At 40.5% G+C, this 19,390-nt stretch carries 20 protein-coding genes and 1 pseudogene; 16 read left to right on the top strand and 5 right to left on the bottom strand.

The genetic code is table 11. From position 1 onward, the window contains the following. The first annotated feature begins 31 nt into the window (after positions 1-31). From BACCOP_RS13200 to BACCOP_RS13190, 3 genes are read left to right on the top strand one after another with little or no spacing between them, the layout of a single operon-like run. Positions 32-1,825, top strand: coding sequence for a tetratricopeptide repeat protein (locus tag BACCOP_RS13200; RefSeq protein ID WP_040312083.1), 1,794 nt, complete (start codon positions 32-34; stop codon positions 1,823-1,825). After that, positions 1,822-2,658 carry a DUF4292 domain-containing protein gene (locus BACCOP_RS13195; protein WP_007569906.1) on the top strand — a complete coding sequence of 279 codons (837 nt, stop codon included), beginning with the start codon at positions 1,822-1,824 and terminating at the stop codon, positions 2,656-2,658. Before BACCOP_RS13200 ends, BACCOP_RS13195 begins: the two co-directional genes overlap by 4 nt. Further along, positions 2,655-3,959, top strand: a complete 1,305-nt coding sequence (locus tag BACCOP_RS13190) for a murein hydrolase activator EnvC family protein (RefSeq protein WP_007569904.1) — start codon at positions 2,655-2,657, stop codon at positions 3,957-3,959. The genes BACCOP_RS13195 and BACCOP_RS13190 overlap by 4 nt, the downstream gene beginning before the upstream one ends. A gap of 182 nt (positions 3,960-4,141) precedes the next feature. On the opposite strand, the gene BACCOP_RS13185 is transcribed toward BACCOP_RS13190, so the two are convergent. Further along, positions 4,142-4,318 carry a DUF4250 domain-containing protein gene (locus tag BACCOP_RS13185; RefSeq protein WP_007569901.1) on the bottom strand — a complete coding sequence of 59 codons (177 nt, stop codon included), beginning with the start codon at positions 4,316-4,318 and terminating at the stop codon, positions 4,142-4,144. Between the two features lie 246 nt (positions 4,319-4,564). On the opposite strand from BACCOP_RS13185, the gene purB reads away from it, so the two are divergent. From purB to asnS, 3 genes are all read left to right on the top strand, one after another. Beyond that, entirely contained in the window at positions 4,565-5,911 is a 1,347-nt protein-coding gene (purB, locus tag BACCOP_RS13180; RefSeq protein WP_040312082.1) for an adenylosuccinate lyase, read from the top strand. Between the two features lie 61 nt (positions 5,912-5,972). Continuing rightward, complete coding sequence (locus BACCOP_RS13175; RefSeq protein ID WP_040312081.1) at positions 5,973-7,325, top strand: pseudouridine synthase; 1,353 nt, start codon at positions 5,973-5,975, stop codon at positions 7,323-7,325. Between the two features lie 20 nt (positions 7,326-7,345). After that, a complete protein-coding gene (gene asnS, locus BACCOP_RS13170) occupies positions 7,346-8,749 on the top strand; it encodes an asparagine--tRNA ligase (RefSeq protein WP_007569892.1) in 1,404 nt (467 codons plus the stop codon). 271 nt (positions 8,750-9,020) lie between these two features. Here the strand turns inward: asnS and BACCOP_RS21420 are convergent, their stop codons facing one another. Next, positions 9,021-9,503 carry a hypothetical protein gene (locus tag BACCOP_RS21420; RefSeq protein WP_007569890.1) on the bottom strand — a complete coding sequence of 161 codons (483 nt, stop codon included), beginning with the start codon at positions 9,501-9,503 and terminating at the stop codon, positions 9,021-9,023. A 141-nt stretch (positions 9,504-9,644) separates the two neighbouring features. Between BACCOP_RS21420 and BACCOP_RS13165 the strand changes: the two genes are divergently transcribed. The 5 genes from BACCOP_RS13165 (at position 9,645) to tsf (ending at position 13,341) form a co-directional block, all read left to right on the top strand. Beyond that, entirely contained in the window at positions 9,645-10,136 is a 492-nt protein-coding gene (locus tag BACCOP_RS13165) for a DUF4488 domain-containing protein (RefSeq protein WP_007569889.1), read from the top strand. Positions 10,137-10,339: 203 nt separating this feature from the next. Beyond that, positions 10,340-10,801, top strand: coding sequence for a 50S ribosomal protein L13 (rplM, locus tag BACCOP_RS13160; protein WP_007569888.1), 462 nt, complete (start codon positions 10,340-10,342; stop codon positions 10,799-10,801). Between the two features lie 6 nt (positions 10,802-10,807). Continuing rightward, positions 10,808-11,194 carry a 30S ribosomal protein S9 gene (rpsI, locus tag BACCOP_RS13155; RefSeq protein ID WP_007569886.1) on the top strand — a complete coding sequence of 129 codons (387 nt, stop codon included), beginning with the start codon at positions 10,808-10,810 and terminating at the stop codon, positions 11,192-11,194. Between the two features lie 186 nt (positions 11,195-11,380). Further along, positions 11,381-12,217 carry a 30S ribosomal protein S2 gene (gene rpsB, locus BACCOP_RS13150; protein ID WP_040312080.1) on the top strand — a complete coding sequence of 279 codons (837 nt, stop codon included), beginning with the start codon at positions 11,381-11,383 and terminating at the stop codon, positions 12,215-12,217. A 131-nt stretch (positions 12,218-12,348) separates the two neighbouring features. Then, positions 12,349-13,341 (top strand): translation elongation factor Ts, encoded by a 993-nt coding sequence (tsf, locus tag BACCOP_RS13145; protein ID WP_007569881.1) that lies wholly within the window; start codon positions 12,349-12,351, stop codon positions 13,339-13,341. Positions 13,342-13,695: 354 nt separating this feature from the next. Here the strand turns inward: tsf and BACCOP_RS13140 are convergent, their stop codons facing one another. After that, the gene (locus tag BACCOP_RS13140; RefSeq protein ID WP_007569877.1) at positions 13,696-14,034 is read right to left on the bottom strand and encodes a translation initiation factor; all 339 of its coding nucleotides are present in this window, start codon (positions 14,032-14,034) and stop codon (positions 13,696-13,698) included. 113 nt (positions 14,035-14,147) lie between these two features. Here BACCOP_RS13140 and BACCOP_RS13135 point away from each other — a divergent pair, with 113 nt between their 5' ends. From BACCOP_RS13135 to ispF, 3 genes are read left to right on the top strand one after another with little or no spacing between them, the layout of a single operon-like run. Continuing rightward, positions 14,148-14,801, top strand: coding sequence for a redox-sensing transcriptional repressor Rex (locus tag BACCOP_RS13135; protein ID WP_007569875.1), 654 nt, complete (start codon positions 14,148-14,150; stop codon positions 14,799-14,801). Positions 14,802-14,807: 6 nt separating this feature from the next. Next, entirely contained in the window at positions 14,808-15,425 is a 618-nt protein-coding gene (locus BACCOP_RS13130) for a fumarylacetoacetate hydrolase family protein (protein WP_007569872.1), read from the top strand. Continuing rightward, a complete protein-coding gene (ispF, locus tag BACCOP_RS13125; protein ID WP_007569871.1) occupies positions 15,422-15,901 on the top strand; it encodes a 2-C-methyl-D-erythritol 2,4-cyclodiphosphate synthase in 480 nt (159 codons plus the stop codon). The genes BACCOP_RS13130 and ispF overlap by 4 nt, the downstream gene beginning before the upstream one ends. On the opposite strand, the gene BACCOP_RS13120 is transcribed toward ispF, so the two are convergent. Together BACCOP_RS13120 and BACCOP_RS13115 are read right to left on the bottom strand one after the other, a co-directional pair. Continuing rightward, entirely contained in the window at positions 15,898-16,848 is a 951-nt protein-coding gene (locus BACCOP_RS13120) for an acyltransferase family protein (protein ID WP_007569869.1), read from the bottom strand. The genes ispF and BACCOP_RS13120 overlap by 4 nt on opposite strands. 24 nt (positions 16,849-16,872) lie before the next feature. Further along, the gene (locus BACCOP_RS13115) at positions 16,873-17,763 is read right to left on the bottom strand and encodes a 1,4-dihydroxy-2-naphthoate polyprenyltransferase (RefSeq protein WP_007569867.1); all 891 of its coding nucleotides are present in this window, start codon (positions 17,761-17,763) and stop codon (positions 16,873-16,875) included. Positions 17,764-17,868: 105 nt separating this feature from the next. Between BACCOP_RS13115 and BACCOP_RS13110 the strand changes: the two genes are divergently transcribed. Both BACCOP_RS13110 and BACCOP_RS19975 read left to right on the top strand, forming a co-directional pair. After that, on the top strand, positions 17,869-18,696 hold the full coding sequence (locus BACCOP_RS13110; RefSeq protein ID WP_007569864.1) for a metallophosphoesterase: 828 nt from the start codon (positions 17,869-17,871) through the stop codon (positions 18,694-18,696). A gap of 300 nt (positions 18,697-18,996) precedes the next feature. Next, positions 18,997-19,390, top strand: a pseudogene (locus BACCOP_RS19975) (IS1380 family transposase); the annotation flags it as partial.

Below are 19,390 nucleotides of genomic sequence, written 5' to 3'. Positions count from 1 at the left end.
TGCGATTCCTTTATTTTTAATAGTCATTGATATGCGAAAAATTATATATATCATATCACTCTGTATGGCGGTAGGATTAGCCGCTTGTGGTACTTCGGGCAAGCAGGCAAAAACAAAAAGCCAGCAGGCCGAATTTGTAAAAGATCCGCTTACTCCTGAACAGCGCAGAAAATTTGATTATTATTTTCTGGAAGCTGTACGCATGAAGCAAAAAGGAGAATACGGTGCGGCTTATGAACTTTATCAGCACTGCCTTTATATTTATCCGACTTCGGGGGCTGCTCTGTATGAAATAGCCCAATTTTATATGTATTTGGGGCAAGAAGAAAAAGGTGAACAGGCTTTGAAGCAGGCTGTCAGTTCGGATGAGTCCAATTTTTGGTATAAGCAGACGCTAGCTTCTTATTACGAACGGAAGCGTAACGTACCTAGAGCGATAACAGTTTATGAAAATATGGCAGACCAGTTCCCTTCTCGCCTGGAACCGCTGATGTCTTTGATTGATTTGTATAATCAGACTAAAAGCTATCAGCAGGTCATTAACACACTGAATCGTTTGGAGGAACTGGATGGAAAGTCAGAACAAATCAGTATGGAAAAATTCCGTATGTATCTGCTGTTGGGTGATCAGGAAAAAGCATTTACGGAAATAGAAAGCTTGTCGAAAGAATATCCTTATGATATGCGCTATCAAACTATTTTGGGGGATGTGTATTTGAATAATGACAAGCCTCAGGAAGCTTTGGGTATTTATCAACGTATATTGAAAGAAGAACCAGGGTATGCTCCTGCTTTGGTATCGATGGCTTCTTATTATCAGAAGACCGGACAGGATAGTTTGTATCGGATGCAGCTTGATACAATTCTGTTGAATGATAATGTGCTGTCGGATACGAAAATGGAAATTATGCGTCAGCTGATTCTTCAGTCGGAACAAGGAACGAAGGACAGTACGCAGATTGTTTCTTTGTTTCAGAATATACTGAGGCGGCCGCAGCAAAATGCCGATCTGGCAATGTTGTGTGCACAGTATTTGCTGACAAAAAAGATGGAGAAAGAGGCCGTTCCGGTATTGCACCAAATATTAAAACTTGATCCGGAAAATAAACCTGCACGTCTTCAGTTGCTGAGTTATGCTATACGTGATAACAATCTGGATGAAGTGATACAGATAGCAAAGCCAGCATTGGAGTATAATCCGGAGTCGCTTGAGTTCTATTATTATCTGGGTATTGCCCATCATCAGAAAGGAGAGGATGATGAGGCTCTGGATGTCTTTACACGAGGGGTGAAACAGATAAACGAAAAGAGCGATAAAGGTATTGCGTCCGATTTCTACGCCATATTGGGTGATTTGTATCATTCCAAGGAAATGCATGCGGAAGCTTATGCAGCCTATGATTCTTCTTTGGTGTACAATCCGGATAATATTGCGACACTGAACAATTATGCTTATTTCCTTTCTGTTGAACGTAAGAATTTGGATAAAGCAGAAGAAATGAGTTATCGCACGGTAAAGGCTGAACCGAATAATGAAACTTATCTTGATACTTATGCGTGGATTCTGTTCGAAAAAGGAAGATATACTGAAGCGCGTATTTATATTGAACAAGCTTTACGTAATAAAGGAGATAAGAGCCGCACGATAGTAGAGCATGCCGGTGATATTTATTATATGTCGGGAGAGAAAGGCAAAGCGTTGGAGTATTGGAAAAAAGCAGACGCAATGGATGAAACTCCTGAAGATGGGTCTACTCCTCCAACGGAAAAGGAAAAGAAACGTTTGAAGCAAAAAATAGCTCAAAAGAAATATATTGCAGAATGATAAAATTGGTTGTAAGATATTTATATGTACTGGTTGCCCTTGTGCTGGTAGCTTCGTGTTCGTCTACCCGAAAGCTGGAAAAGACTCCCATGATTGGAGGACTGACCGGTGAGGCATATATGGAAAAAGTGATTGAACTTTCGCCTTCGTGGAAGACTGTTAGTGGAAAGGTTGCACTGACTTTGAATATGGAGGGGCAGAAAGATGCAAAGGTAAGTGCTACGCTTCGTCTGAAACGCGGAGAGTCTATACAATTGCTTGTAGCTCCGTTATTGGGTATTGAAGTTGCACGTCTGGAAATTACTCCTGGTGGATTGCTGGCTGTCGACCGGTTGAATAAACGGTATGTTAACGTTTCGTTCGAAGAACTTAGTCGCCTGGCGAATACGGACTTGAGTTTTAATATTCTGCAATCGCTGTTCTTGAATGAGTTATTTTTACCGGGAAAAGTGCAGCTGGATGTTTCTGACGCGAAATCTTTCCGTATTTCGTTGGAAAATGGCTATGCCCTGCTGGAAGCGAAACCTTCCAAAGGGCTGTCTTATCGTTTCCGTACTTCTGCCGATCGCGGATTACTGGAGGAGAGTCGCATAGGAGTGTCGAATACGCCTTATGCATTGAATTGGAAATATGATGATTTTACAACGTTGGACAATCGTTTGTTTCCTAATCATATGTTGCTTGCTGTAGAAGGAACAGGAAAAACTCTTTCACTTGATATGAAATTTTCACGCTTGTCGGTTGGTGGAGACTGGGAAGGAAAGACTGAACTTTCATCCCGTTATCAACAAATTGAATTGCAGGAACTGCTAAAGACTTTGTTTAAGCAATGAAACGATTACTTGTGTTGTTGATGGTCTGCCTGCTCTGTGTACAAGGATTTACACAAAGCACGCGTAAGATCCGAGAATTGGAAAAACAGCATGCGGAGTTGCAGAAACAGATTTCTGCATCGGAAACCCTATTGCAGTCGACTAAGAAGGATGTAAAAAGTCAGTTGGATAATTTAGCTTTATTGTCGGGGCAGATTAATGAACGCAAGAAATATATTGAAACAATCGAGCAGGATGTAAAGATTATACAGACAGAAGTCAGTCGTTTACAGGTGGAACTGAAAGCTTTGCAGCGAGAGCTGGCTGATAAGAAGAAAAAGTATGAACAGTCAGTGAAGTATATGTATCAGAATAAGTCGATACAAGAGAAGCTGATGTTTATTTTTTCTGCTGATAATTTAAGCCAGATGTACCGTCGGTTGAGGTATGTTCGTGAATATGCTGATTATCAGCGTTTGCAAGGACTGCAAGTGGAAAGGAAGCAGAAACAGGTTTCAGAAAAACAACAAACGCTGTTGGCTAGCAGAAAGGCGAAGGAAGAGATGCTGAAACAGGGAGAAGCTGAAAGGTTGAAGCTGGAAGAACAGGAAAAGGAACGTAAAACGTTGCTTACTTCTCTGCAAAAGAAACAGCGGAGCATTCAGTCTGAAATTTCGAAGAAGCGTCGTTCTGCAGATCGGTTGAATGCACAGATTGATCGCCTGATTGAAATAGAAATAGAAAACGCGCGTAAAAGAGCTGAAGAAGAAGCACGACGTAAGGCTGAGAAGAAAGCTGGAACGGTCAAGGAAAAGGCTGTGGCTACCGGAGAAAGTAAAGAAGGTGCTAAGTCTAAAACTACTCCGTCGAAAATGGGAGAGTATAAAGTGGATTCAGAAGATCGTCGCATGTCGGGTGTCTTTACGCAAAATAAAGGTCGGCTTCCGATTCCTATTACCGGACCTTATGTGATAGTAGGGCATTTTGGACAGTATCAGGTCAAAGGCCTGCGAAACGTACGTCTGGACAATAAAGGTATTGATATAAAAGGCAAAGATGGCGCACAGGCTCGTGCTATATTCGATGGAGAAGTTTCGGCTGTATTCCAATATAACGGATTGTCGAATGTACTCGTCCGTCATGGTAGCTATATCTCAGTATATTGTAACTTGTCGTCGGTACTGGTGAAAAAAGGCAGTGTATTGAAGGCACGCGATATTATTGGTCAGGTAAATACCGATAAAGACGGCAATACGGTTCTTCATTTCCAGCTTCGCAAAGAAACTGAAAAATTAAATCCGGAACTTTGGTTACATCGTTGATGTGTAGCCAATCGGAAGTTTATAAAAGTCTATTTGGATGTTACCCTGCGTGGCTTAGGTAGTTTCTTTTGTAAAGGGAGATTAGCTCTCGGACTAATGAAGATATATCATGACAGTTAAAGCATGTGGTATTGCTTGAACGAATAAAAACAAAAATTCTGGTGATTGTTCAAAATGAATGATCACCAGAATTTGTTTTGTTCAGGATTGTATTCAAATCCTACAGCTTTTAGCTTGTTTACGATTTCTTCTTTGCTGACCTGCATGTCTTGGCAAAGCGCATCCAGAGAAGGATAGAAATCCCGAAGTTTCATGTTGATGAAGCTAAATAGCATCATCGGGTCTTTAGGTAATTCCATAATGTTTGTTGTTTATTTTATTTGCGGGTGCAAAATTACATGATTTTGCCTTTCATTGTTCCGATAATTAGCAAGATATAACATACTTCGGTTACTTTTGTGTGGATGCGGGCTCTTAAAACGGAAATAATTGTAAAATAAATACTAAAGTTTTCAATGTTACTCCCTTCAACTCGGGAAAAAACATTACCTTTGCACTCTCAATAATGATCATTATATAGACTCAAAAAGTATTTGTGAAACATGATGGAGCTTGATTTACTCACAGCTATATCACCTATTGACGGTCGATACAGAAGCAAAGCCGGTGCTTTGGCTGCTTATTTTTCAGAGTTTGCACTGATAAAATATCGTGTGCAGGTTGAAATCGAATATTTTATAACTTTGTGTGAATTGCCGTTGCCGCAGCTGAAAAGTTTCGATTCAGCACGTTTCGAATCATTGCGTGATATTTATCGTAACTTCTCAGAAGCAGACGCTCAGCGCATTAAAGAGATTGAAAGTGTTACAAACCATGATGTAAAGGCTGTTGAGTATTTCATCAAGGAACAGTTTGATAAATTGGGAGGTCTGGAATCTTATAAGGAATTTATTCATTTCGGTCTGACTTCTCAGGATATTAATAATACTTCTGTGCCTTTGTCTATCAAAGATGCATTGAATGATGTTTATTATCCGCAGATTCAGAAGCTGATTGATCAGCTGACAGCGTATGCGGAAGAATGGAAAGATATTCCGATGTTGGCTAAAACACACGGTCAACCGGCATCTCCAACTCGTCTGGGTAAAGAAATTATGGTATTTGCTTACCGTTTGAACCGTCAGTTGGCTGTTCTGAAAGCATGTCCTATTACTGCTAAGTTTGGTGGTGCAACTGGTAATTATAATGCTCATCATGTAGCATATCCGGAGTTCGACTGGAAAGCGTTCGGAAATAAGTTCGTTGCAGAAAAGCTCGGTCTGGAGCGTGAAGAATATACTACTCAGATTTCTAATTACGATAATCTTGGTGCCATATTTGATGCTATGAAACGTATCAATACGATTATGATTGATATGAATCGTGATTTCTGGCAGTATATTTCTATGGAATACTTTAAACAGAAAATCAAAGCGGGAGAAGTTGGTTCAAGTGCGATGCCTCATAAAGTAAATCCTATCGATTTTGAAAATGCAGAGGGTAACTTGGGTATGGCAAATGCTGTATTGGAACATTTGTCGTCTAAACTCCCTGTATCACGTTTGCAGCGTGACTTGACAGACTCTACGGTTTTGCGTAACATCGGTGTTCCGTTCGGACATACAGTAATTGCTATCCAGAGCTCATTGAAAGGACTCGGTAAATTGCTGTTGAACGTGCATAAGATTTATGAGGACTTGGATAACTGTTGGAGTGTAGTGGCAGAAGCTATTCAGACTATTCTCCGCCGTGAGGCATATCCACATCCTTATGAAGCATTGAAAGCGCTGACTCGTACAAATCAGGCTATCAACGAAGCTTCTATTAAAGACTTTATTGAAACACTGAATGTCAGTGAAGATATTAAGAAAGAATTGCGTGCGATAACTCCGCACAATTATACAGGAATGTAATATAAAAAAGTCTAGCCCGAGAAGGGTGCATTTATTAATTTATAAACAGAAAACAACAATTATGGCAGAAAGAGAAAACAGACAAGATGGTGAAAACACTCAGTCTGGCCGCGATGGTTACAAGTCTTACAACAGAGAAGGTTATAACAGATACAACCGCAACGAGGGAGGTAATAATTATGGACGTCGTCCGCGCTTTGCTTCGAATAATGAAGGAGGTGAGCGTCCTCAGCGTTCTTACAACTCTCGTTACAATAATAATGGTGACGGTGGAGAACAGCGTCCGTATCGTCCGCGTTTTAACGGTGGTCAGCAGGGTGAAGGTGGTTATCGCCAGCAACGCTCATATGGCAATCGTCCGTCGTACGATAATAATAACGGTGAGCGTTCTTCATACAATCCGAACTTTAATAATAATGCTCGTCCGCATCGTCCGTATAATTCTCGTTATAATAGCAACAATAATGGAGAAGGTGGAGAGCAACGTTCATATCGCCCTCGTTTCAATAATGCACAGCAGGGTGAAGGTGGATATCGTCCGCAGCGTCCTCGTTTCAATAACGGTGGCGGACAGCAAGGAGGATACAATCGCCAGCAGGGTGGAGGATATCGTCCTCGTACAGCCGACTATAATCCGAATGCTAAGTATAGCATGAAGAAGCAAATAGAATACAAGGATGTATTGACTGATCCGGATGAACCAATTCGTTTGAATAAATTCTTGGCAAATGCTGGAATCTGTTCTCGTCGTGAGGCTGATGAATTTATTACTGCCGGAGTTGTTTCGGTAAATGGAGTAGTGGTTACTGAACTTGGTACAAAGGTAAAACGTACAGATGAAATTAAGTTCCACGATCAGCCGGTTAATATCGAACGTAAAGTATACGTTTTGTTGAACAAGCCGAAGGACTGTGTTACTACTTCTGATGACCCTCAGGAGCGTAAGACTGTTATGGATTTTGTAAAAGGTGCTTGTAAGGAACGTATTTATCCGGTAGGACGTCTGGACCGTAATACAACTGGTGTATTGCTGCTGACCAATGACGGTGATTTGGCTTCGAAACTGACTCATCCAAAATATCTGAAGAAGAAAATCTATCACGTTTATTGTGATAAGAATGTGACTAAGGCTGATTTGGATCAGATCGTATCTGGTATTACTCTGGATGACGGTGAAATTCATGCTGACGCAGTTAGCTATGCTTCAGAAACAGATAAGTCGCAGGTTGGTATCGAAATACACTCAGGAAAGAATCGTATCGTACGTCGTATTTTCGAAGCTTTGGGCTATCGTGTAATTAAGCTGGACCGTGTATATTTTGCAGGACTGACTAAGAAGGGCTTGCGTCGCGGTGACTGGCGTTACCTGACTGAGCAGGAAGTAAACATGCTCCGTATGGGATCTTTTGAATAATTAGTTAATGAAATAATAACATGGAAACAATTCGTAGAACAAAAATTGTTGACCTTTTGAAATGCCGTGATTTCGGGACAATGGTCAATGTGAAAGGGTGGGTTCGTACTCGCCGTGGTAGCAAACAGGTAAACTTCATTGCCTTGAATGACGGTTCTACTATAAATAATGTACAGGTCGTTGTCGATTTGGCAAACTTTGATGAAGAGTTACTGAAACAAATTACTACTGGTGCATGTATCAGCGTAAATGGCGAACTGGTAGAATCGGTAGGGTCAGGACAAGCTGCAGAAATTCAGGCTCGTGAAATAGAAGTGTTGGGTACTTGTGACAATACTTATCCTCTTCAGAAGAAAGGACACTCTATGGAATTTTTGCGTGAGATCGCTCATTTGCGTCCACGTACTAATACTTTTGGAGCTGTGTTCCGTATTCGTCATAATATGGCTATAGCTATTCATAAGTTCTTCCATGAACGTGGATTCTTCTATTTCCATACACCTCTTATTACAGCTTCCGATTGTGAAGGTGCCGGTCAGATGTTCCAGGTAACAACAATGAATCTGTACGATCTGAAAAAGGATGAGAATGGATCTATCATTTATGATAATGACTTTTTCGGCAAACAGGCTAGCTTGACTGTTTCAGGTCAGCTGGAAGGTGAATTGGCTGCTACTGCATTGGGCGCTATTTATACATTTGGTCCGACATTCCGTGCTGAAAATTCAAACACTCCACGTCACTTGGCTGAGTTCTGGATGATTGAGCCGGAAGTTGCTTTCAATGATATCAATGACAATATGGACTTGGCAGAAGAGTTCATTAAGTATTGTGTTCAGTGGGCGCTTGATAACTGCTACGATGATGTGAAATTCCTGAATGATATGTTCGATAAAGGATTGATCGAACGTCTGCAGGGTGTGTTGAAGGAAGAATTTGTACGTTTGCCTTATACAGAAGGTGTCAAGATCCTGGAAGATGCTGTTGCTAAAGGTCACAAGTTTGAATTCCCTGTATATTGGGGTGTAGACTTGGCTTCTGAACATGAACGTTATCTGGTGGAAGAACACTTCAAACGTCCTGTTATCTTGACAGATTACCCGAAGGAAATCAAGGCATTCTATATGAAACAGAATGAAGATGGTAAGACTGTTCGTGCAATGGATGTGCTCTTCCCGAAAATTGGTGAAATTATCGGTGGATCTGAACGTGAGGCTGATTATGACAAGCTGTTGACTCGTATTCAGGAACTGAATATTCCGATGAAAGATATGTGGTGGTATCTTGATACACGTAAGTACGGTTCATGTCCTCACTCTGGCTTTGGATTGGGATTCGAACGTTTGCTGCTGTTCGTTACAGGTATGGCAAATATTCGTGATGTAATTCCTTTCCCGCGTACTCCGCGTAATGCTGAATTCTAAAAAAGCTTTTATTCATAATACAACAAGAGACGGATTTCTGAATACAGAATTCTGTCTCTTGTTTTTTCGTATGCTCGGCATGAGTATTAGCTAACGGGTGCAAGTCCCCAATGAGCCCTAATAGCGGGAATCATACAGCCAAAAGCAAGGGTGTCCATCGCGAGTTGGAATCTGAAAGAAGCTGGCGGCAAACATCTGGTCTGACGAACAGAAACTTCATATAAGGCATATGACCGTGGGTAAGGTTGCGAAACAAACTAAAGCCCTATAGCTATTCGGGACGGTTAGTGTAAATGGAGCAGACATAAGATTGAAAGTTAATACCCTTATCCGAGGAGGTCTCACGGACATATGGTGAGGATGAATGATTCGAAGTACCATGATGGAGTAAAGCTTGCCGTGAGAAGTCAGCAGAGGTCGTAGTACCCAAGGCATGTATGCCTATAGGGAAGGACCAAACTTTATTTAAACGGCATAACTGAAAACTACCGTTTGTTGGAACGAATGCATAAAACCAAAACAGAAGTATTGGGCTACCTTTAAAGAGATAGGACGGAATCCGAAGGGTATAAAGGAGCGCAGACCTACAAATGGATGGTTGAAGAAGATGTCGTGGAAGTGTCTTTCGAAGAATACGAAAGGCATCCATAGTAAAGAACCGCCGTATGCCGAACGGCACGTACGGTGGTGTGAGAGGTCGGAAAACGAAAGTAGGAAGAAAACTACTTCGTTTTCCTCCTACTCGATTTGTCATGTGAAAATCCGTTTTTTCAGGATGAAGTAAAGTAGTAAGGAATAGTGAAATAAAAACGTGAAATTATAACTTTTAATGCGATATATTTTATATATTTGTATATCAACTCATTTCTCGTTTAACCTCTTAAATTTATTTGTTATGAAAACACGTTCTTTATTCCTTTGGGTAGTATCCCTCTTTTTGGGCGTTACAAATTTGTTGGCTCAGGATGTTCAGGAAAAAATTCCTTCTACATTGAATGGTGTATGGCAAATGTGTTTTTACCGCTCTAGTTCTCCTAATGTTGTAGGTGAGTTGAAGACAGGTAATTCTCTTAAGATTCTTTCAGATGATGGGCGTTTTATTAATTTGGTAATGATGCAGACCGGCGCTATCATTATCGGCTATGGTACATATAAGCAGGAGTCCGAGAATTCATATACAGAATACGTAGAGAAGAATCTGCATTTGCCACAGCTGAATGGAGGAAAAAATGTAATGCAGTTTGAATTAGAGGAAAATGGTAACCTGATGCTTGTGAAGTATTATCTGAAAACTGACCGTAATGGAAATAAAATAGACTCTTGGTGTCATGAAATATGGAAAAGGGTAGAGATGCCTTCTGCTTATCCTGAAAATATCATTCGCTAATTACCCCTAAGTCAGAGGCTTGTGTGTAGAAAAAAAAACTTAAAATCTTTGTCAGTTCAGATAAAAGCAGTAATTTTGCAAGCCGATTATTATCAAATAGTGATAAAAGTTTAATTCTGAAGGCTTTATATCTTCTTTGTCCGGGAAGAGTAAGTTGTAGGAATTTGTTTTTTAGTAGTTAACATTTTAAAAAAGATTTAAGAGTGGATACTTTAAGTTACAAGACCATTTCTGCAAACAAAGAAACTGCGACTAAAGAATGGGTCGTAGTGGATGCTACCGATCAGGTGGTAGGTCGCCTCGGTGCAAAAGTTGCAAAGTTGTTGAGAGGTAAGTATAAACCAAACTTCACCCCTCATGTAGACTGCGGTGATAACGTTATTATCATCAATGCAGACAAAGTGAAATTTACAGGAAACAAGTGGAATGATAAAATCTACTTGAGCTACACCGGTTATCCAGGTGGTCAGCGCGAAATTACTCCGGCTCGCTTGATGGCTAAACCGAACGGCGCTGAAAAATTGATGAAGAGAGTAGTAAAAGGTATGCTTCCGAAAAATCGTCTGGGAGCTAAGTTGCTGGGCAACCTTTATGTATACGAAGGTGCTGAACATAAGCATGAAGCTCAGACTCCGAAAGTAATTGATATTAACACACTTAAATAATAAAGAATGGAAGTAGTAAATGCATTAGGCAGACGTAAAAGCGCAGTTGCTCGCGTTTTCGTAAGCGAAGGTACAGGAAAGATTACTATTAACAAGAGAGACCTTGCACAGTACTTTCCATCAACTATTCTGCAGTATGTAGTAAAACAGCCTTTGAATAAGCTGGAAGTAGCTGAAAAATATGATATTAAAGTTAACTTGTGCGGTGGTGGATTTACTGGTCAGTCACAGGCTTTGCGTCTGGCTATCGCTCGTGCACTGGTTAAAATTAACCCTGAAGACAAGAAGACTCTTCGTGCAGAAGGCTTCATGACTCGTGATCCTCGTTCTGTTGAACGTAAAAAACCGGGTCGTCCAAAAGCACGTCGCAGATTCCAGTTCAGTAAACGTTAAGAGTTGGTGGAATGTTGGAACGGACAAGTTGCTTAATTTTTTTCAACTTTCACTTTTCAACTCTCAACTAAGAAAGCGTTTAGTATCTAAACCGTCGGGATTTTCCCTACAAGTGTTTGCGGAGAAACTACCCGGCAGTTGGTTCAATTAACAAAAAAGAAAGTAAACGATTTAAAGATTAAAACAATGTCAAGAGTAAATTTTGATACATTATTGGAGGCTGGTTGCCACTTCGGACACCTTAAGAGAAAGTGGAACCCTGCAATGGCTCCTTATATTTTCATGGAACGCAACGGAATCCATATCATCGACCTGAACAAAACCGTTGCTAAAGTTGATGAAGCTGCTGAAGCTTTGAAGCAGATTGCAAAATCAGGAAAGAAAGTCCTGTTTGTTGCTACTAAAAAACAAGCAAAACAGGTAGTAGCTGAGAAAGCTGCTTCTGTAAACATGCCTTATGTAATCGAGCGTTGGCCGGGTGGTATGTTGACTAACTTCCCGACTATCCGTAAGGCTGTGAAGAAAATGGCTACTATCGATAAATTGACTAACGATGGTACTTATTCAAACTTGTCAAAGAGAGAAGTTCTTCAGATTTCTCGTCAGCGTGCTAAATTGGAAAAGAACTTAGGTTCTATCGCTGATTTGACTCGTCTGCCGTCTGCATTGTTCGTTATCGACGTATTGAAAGAAAATATCGCAGTTCGCGAAGCTAACCGTTTGGGTATTCCTGTATTCGCTATCGTTGATACAAACTCAGATCCTTCAAACGTAGATTTTGTAATTCCTGCAAATGATGACGCTACTAAGTCTGTAGAAGTTATCTTGGATGCTTGCTGCGCTGCTATGGCAGAAGGTTTGGAAGAAAGAAAAGCTGAAAAAGTAGATATGGAAGCTGCTGGTGAAAATGCACCAAAAGCAGCTAAGAAGAAAACTACTAAAGCACGCATGGATAAGGCTGAAGAAGACGCAATCAATGCTGCTAAAGCTGCCGCTTTCATCGGTAAAGACGAAGAAGCTTAATATACTTTAAGTTGAGAGTTGAGAGTTGAAAGTTGAGAGTTACTATATAAAAGCAATTCTCAACTCTCTGTTCTCAGCTCTCATTTGCTTTATAATAGATTTATTTATTAACTCAATAAAAAGAAATTACTATGGCTGTAAGTATGGCTGATATCACCAAGCTTCGTAAAATGACTGGAGCTGGTATGATGGACTGTAAAAACGCTTTGACTGAATCAGAAGGCGATTTCGACAAAGCAGTGGAAATTATCCGTAAGAAAGGACAGGCTGTTGCTGCAAAACGTTCTGACCGTGAAACTTCAGAAGGTTGTGTATTGGCAAAATCAACAGGTGACTATGCTGCTATGATTGCTTTGAAGTGTGAAACTGACTTCGTTGCTAAAAATGCAGATTTCGTTGCTTTGACTCAAGCTATCCTTGACGCTGCTATCGCTAACAAGTGTCAGACTTTGGATGATGTAAAAGCTCTTCCGATGGGTAGCGGTACTATCGCTGATGCTATCGTTGAACGTAGCGGTATCACTGGTGAAAAGACTGAATTGGATGGCTATTTCTTCGTTTCTGGTGCTTGCACTGCTGTTTACAACCACATGAACAAGAATCAGCTTTGTACAATTGTATCTTTCAATAAAGTTTGCGATGAAAAAGTTGCTCACGAAATCTGTATGCAGATTGCAGCTATGAACCCGATCGCTATCGACGAAGCAGGCGTTCCTGAATCAGTAAAACAAGAGGAAATCAACGTTGCTATCGAAAAAACTAAAGCTGAACAGGTACAGAAGGCTGTAGAAGCTGCTTTGAAGAAAGCTGGCATCAATCCTGCTCATGTAGACAGCGAAGAACACATGGAAAGCAACATGGCTAAGGGATGGATCACTGCTGAAGACGTAGCTAAAGCAAAAGAAATTAAGGAAACTGTAGCTGCTGAAAAGGCTGCTAACCTGCCTCAGGCTATGATCGAAAATATCGCTAAAGGTCGTTTGGGCAAATTCTTGAAAGAAGTTTGTCTGTTGAACCAAGAAAGCATTATGGATCCGAAGAAGAATGTAGCAGAAGTATTGAAAGCTGCAGATCCTGAATTGGCTATCACAGAATTCAAACGTTTCACTTTGCGTGCTGAATAATAACTTCTTCTCTGAGAAGTATTAAAATATAAAGTCATCTATTCCCTTTTGTAGAGAAATAGATGACTTTTTTAATTTTATTTTTTTACAAAGAATATATATTGTGTTGAGCAAACTTTGTTGCATGAAATTTCTATACAATCCTATCTTTGAAAAAAGATCCTTTTATGTCCTTCAGTTCTTCATTCATAATGTCGTAAAAAGGATTTTGAAAACATGCTGAAGTTTTCCCTAAAACTTGCTGATGTTTTGCAAAAAAATGTACAAATACTCTGAACATTTGTACAAAGAATTCGGGTATTTTATCGGTCTTTATTAGGCGTATTACCTGATGTCTTTTTAGATAATATCAGATCACTTAGTTTGTGTATAGCCCTCTGCTTTTAATAAATCGATAATGCGCTGGCGAAACTCTCCTTGTATCAAGATTTCACCGTCTTTCACAGAACCTCCTACACCACATTTGGTCTTCAGTAGCTTGCCCAGATCTTTCAGATTATCTTCACTGCCGATGAAGCCGGTTATTACAGTAACGGTCTTTCCGCCGCGTCCTTTTTTCTCTATCGAAACGCGAAGCTTTTGCTGTTTTTTATCTAGTGTTTCCACTTCTTCCTCTTCTCCGTTATCGTATTTAAAGTCCGGATTAGTAGAATATACAATGTTCAGTCGGTCTTTCCAATCGTTATTTTTCATGTGAATTAATTTTAATCCGACTCAAAGATAGGTACATTTTTCTATATTCTGTGTGCGTTTCCGAATAAATAGCTTAATTTTGCACAAAGACAGAACCATTATAGAAGCAAAAAATGGCAATACATACTCGTAAAAATACGGAAAAAATACCGGAGCCTACTCTGCGTAGACTGCCGTGGTATCTTTCGAATGCAAAGCTGATGAGAGAGAAAGGAGAGAAGTATGTTTCCTCTACTCAGATTTCAAAGCAAATCAATATTGATGCTTCGCAGATAGCAAAAGATCTTTCGTATGTGGATATTGCCGGACGTACCCGTGTAGGGTATGACATTGATTTGCTGATTCAGGTATTGGAGGATTTTTTGGGATTTACCAATATGCATAAAGCGTATCTTTTCGGAGTAGGAAGCTTGGGAGGAGCATTGTTGCGTGACTCAGGTCTGTCTCATTTTGGTCTTCAGATAGTAGGGGCTTTCGATGTCAATCCCGACTTGGTGGGAACAAAGATAAATGGTATTCCTATTTATCACTCTGATGATTTTGAGAAACGTATGAAACTGGATGGAGTAAATATTGGTGTACTGACTGTTCCTATTGCCATTGCTCAGGAGATTTCAGATAAGATGATTGCAGGAGGTATCAAGGCTATCTGGAATTTTACTCCTTTCCGTATTCGGGTTCCCGAAAATATTGTAGTGCAGAATACATCACTATATGCTCATCTGGCTGTGATGTTCAACCGTTTGAATGAAACAATAAAGAAATAACTTTCCATGAAAATTATAGCTATAGGCATGAACTACCCGTTGCATTGTAAGGAATTGCATGCAGACGAGCCATTGCCACAAGAACCGGTTATCTTTATGAAATCGGACTCTGCCTTGCTGAAGGACAGCAAGCCGTTTTTTATTCCTGATTTCTGCCAGCAGGTAGATTATGAAACCGAACTGGTAGTACGTATAAACCGTTTGGGAAAGAATATATCCGAGCGTTTTGCACATCGCTATTATGATGCTGTAACGGTGGGTATTGACTTTACTGCACGTGATTTGCAACGTAAGTTCCGTGCCGAAGGTAAGCCGTGGGAACTATGTAAGGGATTTGATAATTCGGCTGCTATAGGAGATTGGGTACCGGTAGAGAAGTTTGCCGATATACAGCATATCAATTTCCATTTGGATATTGATGGTAAGACTGTACAGCAGGGGAATACGCAGGACATGCTTTTCAAAGTAGACCAGATTATTGCATACGTCAGTCAGTTCTGTACATTGAAAATTGGAGATATGCTGTTTACAGGAACACCGGTAGGAGTGGGTCCGGTACAGATAGACAATCACTTGGAAGGCTATTTGGAAAACGAAAAAGTTCTTGATTTTTACGTGCGATGAAAATACGTGTAGGATTTGGTTTCGACGTCCATCGTTTAATTGAAGGACGTGAGCTTTGGCTGGGAGGTATCAAGCTGGAGCACGAATTAGGATTGTTGGGACATTCTGATGCTGATGTGCTGATTCACGCCATTTGCGATGCATTGTTGGGAGCGGCAAATATGCGTGATATCGGTTATCATTTTCCTGACAATGCAGGTGAGTTTAAGAATATCGACAGCAAGATTCTGCTGGCAAAAACTATAGATTTGATAGCAACAAAAGGTTATCGAGTTGGCAATATTGATGCAACAGTCTGTGCCGAACGTCCGAAGCTGAAAGCACATATTCCAGAAATGCAGGAAGTGCTGGCTCATGTCATGAACATTGAACCGGAAGACGTATCCATAAAGGCTACTACAACCGAAAAGTTAGGATTTACCGGTCGTGAGGAAGGTATCTCGGCATATGCTACCGTACTGATCGAGCGTGACTAGTCGGCAGAAGAATAGGGAGGAAGCATTTGCTTCTTTCCTAAAAAATAAGGCGAGATATGTAATCGGTCGAATATGTAAGTTACGCCGAAACATCCGCAGATAACAAAAACTACCGAAACTATCGTAAAACAAATGCCTGTCGCATCGAAAGCAAAGAGCGGCAGGTAGAGTTTTGACAAAATAGTAAACACAGGTGAAAAGAGCAGAATAACCAGTGTATTACTGCCAATATAAAGAAGAATCCTTTTTATTTGTTCCGTTAGATAAGTGTAGGTTGCTAGCAGCAAGCTGATTACCAGATATGTAATAGTTACTCCTGCCAGTGTTCCTCGATTCAGATTTTCGGGGAAGTAACAGAGTATAATCAGTGGGAACAAGGCCAAGAGGCTGGGTTGGAAAATACGGATGATATTGTTTCCGCTTTGTCGGATAGCTACTCCTGCCAGAAAATAAATGGCATTGGCAAATGTCAATAACTTCAACTCAGAAAGTCCATATAATAATATTCCTAAAAGGATGAAGCGAGTAATTCCTTTCCATTTATTTGTCATCCTGTACATCAGGTAATAGCTGGCATTACAGAGCATCAGGGTATGGAGATACCAATAAGGTCCCATGGGAGCAATGATGGCTTTATGCAATAAAAGTCCGGCTGACAATTCGGTAACCTTTTCCCTTACGGGGAGAATGGCTGACATGATGACGTATCCGGTTTCCATACAAACATAAGGAATGAATATCCAAAGCAGACTCTGTCCGAAGACTTTGATTTCCTTGTTTACATTATTCAGATATCCGGAAATGACAAGAAAAGCCGACATGTGGAAGGTATAGACTACTTGCTTGGCATACGGATACGAGTCGCCGATGTATACCAGATGGAAAATAATCATCAGGATGATGAATATACACTTTAGAAAATCAAGTTCTTTTACTCTGCTGTTCATGGAAATAACAAATTAACAGTTGTGTCAAGCTGGAATCAATAATCCTGCGGTGAGTAGTATCCCGAATAACAGCATGTTTCGTGACGTTTCTCCCAAAATGGCGTTCAGTTCTTTTCCCCTGTTAATTCGTGCCATTTTCATTGTGGTGAGAATATGAAATAAAAGATAAATCTGAGGTAAGATAGCAGCCCACAGTCTGCCTTCGGTGACAAAATAGAAACAGCTCCAGCATGCAGCCAGTCCCAGTAGAAAATATAGAATAAGTCCGGCACGTGCACCTAACCGTACGACGATGGTTTTCTTTCCGCTTATGGCATCCTGTTCTCTGTCGCGGAAGTTATTTACCATAAGTAATGTATCGATTACGAATCCACAGGCGAGTGAGGCCATTGTTACCGAGGTATTCCAGTCATGTGCCATGACATAGAAAGTACATCCTACAGGTACAAATCCGAAGAATACCAGAACCAGTATATCGCCCCAGCCATGATAGGCAAGCGGATAAGGTCCGGTAGTATATAGGAAAGCAAAAATAATACAAGCAATACCTGCTGGAATCATTTCCCAACCACCATATCCAAGCAGGAAAAGCCCTGTTACTGCAGCTAGTGCAGTAGTTACAAGAATCCCTTTTTTCATTCCGGAAGGAGAAATCCAGCCTTGGGCACAGGCACGTTCCGGACCGAGTCTGTCTTCACGGTCGCTTCCTTTCAGGTAATCGTATAAATCGTTTATAAAATTAGCATCTATCTGCATTAGGAAAGCAAAGAGAAAACATAGTATGGCAGGAATTAATTGGAAGTGTCCGTACATGAAAGCAAGTGCACAGCCTAGCATGACAGGAATAGAAGCTGCTGTCAAAGTCTTCGGACGGCTGGCAAGTAACCAGGCTTTTGTAGAGTTTTGTTTTACCATAAATTTGATTTGTTTTTAACAGTACAAAGTTATGAAATTCTGTTGAGACTTTGCCTGGGCAATGGAAAAGTGTTATTTTCGTTTGAAAATTCCAGTAATATAGCCATGAAAAAATTAGTTTGGTTTTCATTTCTTGTATCAGCTGTTTTATTCTCGTCGTGTGCCACAGCTTCTTTATCGAAATATCATGGGATAGGGCGTATAAAAAAATATGATATATATAGCGAACAACTGCCCGATTCGTTTGATGGATTTCGTATTGCGTTTGCATCCGATTTTCATTATGAAAGTCGTTTCGGGAAAAAAAGACTTCCTGGTTTACTGAAAGCCCTGCAAGCAGCTGACGCTGACCTGTTATTATTGGGAGGAGATTATCGGGGACGGAATGGTGGAAACTTGTCGGAGCTTTTTGACGTGCTTTATCAGGTTTGTGTACCTTATGGTACTTATGGAGTAATGGGCAATCATGAGAACAATGCCAATTATGAGATAGTCAGACAGGAAATGGAACGAACCGGTATCCGGTTGCTCGAACATCAGGTAGATACGTTATGGAAAGGAAACCAGTATATTTTACTTTGTGGAATCCGCAATCCGTTCGATTTGACAAAAAACGGTATTTCACCTACACTGTCGCTTCAGGCAGAAGATTATGTCATCATGCTGACTCATACGCCCGATTATGTAGAAGATGTGGATGTCAGCAATACGGATCTGGCTTTGGCTGGACATACTCATGGTGGACAGGTCAGCTTTTTCGGACGATATACTCCAGCTCATTTCTCAAAATATGGATCTCGCTTTTTGAGTGGGCTGAAATATAACTCTGCTGGTATACCGGTTATTATAACAAATGGAATAGGTACTTCCCGTAAGGATATCCGTTTGTTTACACCGAGTGAAATCGTTTTGGTTATTCTGCATAAATATTGACAAACTGTTAAAAAACAATTTTTACCACCAAAAAAACAATTTTTCTCCATCGCAGTTCATTAAAAAATTCTAATTTTGGAGTGTATATGATTAAATGTGAACACTTAACTTTATTTATTATCTAAACTAAAAAACACGTATGAATCGACTACTGCTTTTAAGAACCTTAATTCCGCAACATAATTGATAATTATTTTTATAAGTTCCTGAGCAACATTTTGTTGCCCAGGTTTTTGCCATGTCAGCGTTTTCACTTACCTTAGTGTTGCGAATCCAAAGACAAAGAAAACCGCAACAGGCATGGCAAAGGTAGCAATAAAATCCGAAAGACTCACTCCTTTTGGAGGCATATTTCCAATCATGGAGCAATTTACCTCCCTTCTCTCCTCTACAATTGACTCAACACTTGGGTTGAGATGCAAACTCTATGGTTATCAATACAGCGAAATCATCCGCTCCCTCCTATGCGTTTACTTCTGCGGCGGTTCTTGCGTTGAGGATGTCACCGCCCACTTAATGAGTCATCTTTCCCTTCACCCCACACTCCGCACCTGTAGCGCCGACACCATCCTTAGGGCAATAAACGAACTGACCCGGGAAAACATCTCATACACGTCTGATGCCGGAAAGTCCTATGATTTCAATACGGCAGACACACTCAACACATTGCTCCTGAATTGCCTGTGTCCACAGG

Source organism: Phocaeicola coprocola DSM 17136, from assembly GCF_000154845.1.
GTDB lineage: Bacteria > Bacteroidota > Bacteroidia > Bacteroidales > Bacteroidaceae > Phocaeicola > Phocaeicola coprocola.
This window is presented reverse-complemented; position numbering and strand designations above follow the sequence as displayed.

Bases quoted from the DNA above. Each gene is read 5' to 3' on its own strand.
- asnS (WP_007569892.1), top strand. From the start codon at position 7,346: ATGGAAACAATTCGTAGAACAAAAATTGTTGACCTTTTGAAATGCCGT.
- rpsB (WP_040312080.1), top strand. From the start codon at position 11,381: ATGTCAAGAGTAAATTTTGATACATTATTGGAGGCTGGTTGCCACTTC.
- BACCOP_RS13190 (WP_007569904.1), top strand. From the start codon at position 2,655: ATGAAACGATTACTTGTGTTGTTGATGGTCTGCCTGCTCTGTGTACAA.
- BACCOP_RS13115 (WP_007569867.1), bottom strand. From the start codon at position 17,763: ATGGTAAAACAAAACTCTACAAAAGCCTGGTTACTTGCCAGCCGTCCG.
- BACCOP_RS13135 (WP_007569875.1), top strand. From the start codon at position 14,148: ATGGCAATACATACTCGTAAAAATACGGAAAAAATACCGGAGCCTACT.
- rpsI (WP_007569886.1), top strand. From the start codon at position 10,808: ATGGAAGTAGTAAATGCATTAGGCAGACGTAAAAGCGCAGTTGCTCGC.
- ispF (WP_007569871.1), top strand. From the start codon at position 15,422: ATGAAAATACGTGTAGGATTTGGTTTCGACGTCCATCGTTTAATTGAA.
- BACCOP_RS13195 (WP_007569906.1), top strand. From the start codon at position 1,822: ATGATAAAATTGGTTGTAAGATATTTATATGTACTGGTTGCCCTTGTG.
- BACCOP_RS13140 (WP_007569877.1), bottom strand. From the start codon at position 14,034: ATGAAAAATAACGATTGGAAAGACCGACTGAACATTGTATATTCTACT.
- BACCOP_RS13200 (WP_040312083.1), top strand. From the start codon at position 32: ATGCGAAAAATTATATATATCATATCACTCTGTATGGCGGTAGGATTA.
- BACCOP_RS13185 (WP_007569901.1), bottom strand. From the start codon at position 4,318: ATGGAATTACCTAAAGACCCGATGATGCTATTTAGCTTCATCAACATG.
- BACCOP_RS13120 (WP_007569869.1), bottom strand. From the start codon at position 16,848: ATGAACAGCAGAGTAAAAGAACTTGATTTTCTAAAGTGTATATTCATC.
- purB (WP_040312082.1), top strand. From the start codon at position 4,565: ATGGAGCTTGATTTACTCACAGCTATATCACCTATTGACGGTCGATAC.
- BACCOP_RS13175 (WP_040312081.1), top strand. From the start codon at position 5,973: ATGGCAGAAAGAGAAAACAGACAAGATGGTGAAAACACTCAGTCTGGC.
- BACCOP_RS13110 (WP_007569864.1), top strand. From the start codon at position 17,869: ATGAAAAAATTAGTTTGGTTTTCATTTCTTGTATCAGCTGTTTTATTC.
- tsf (WP_007569881.1), top strand. From the start codon at position 12,349: ATGGCTGTAAGTATGGCTGATATCACCAAGCTTCGTAAAATGACTGGA.
- BACCOP_RS21420 (WP_007569890.1), bottom strand. From the start codon at position 9,503: ATGACAAATCGAGTAGGAGGAAAACGAAGTAGTTTTCTTCCTACTTTC.
- BACCOP_RS13130 (WP_007569872.1), top strand. From the start codon at position 14,808: ATGAAAATTATAGCTATAGGCATGAACTACCCGTTGCATTGTAAGGAA.
- BACCOP_RS13165 (WP_007569889.1), top strand. From the start codon at position 9,645: ATGAAAACACGTTCTTTATTCCTTTGGGTAGTATCCCTCTTTTTGGGC.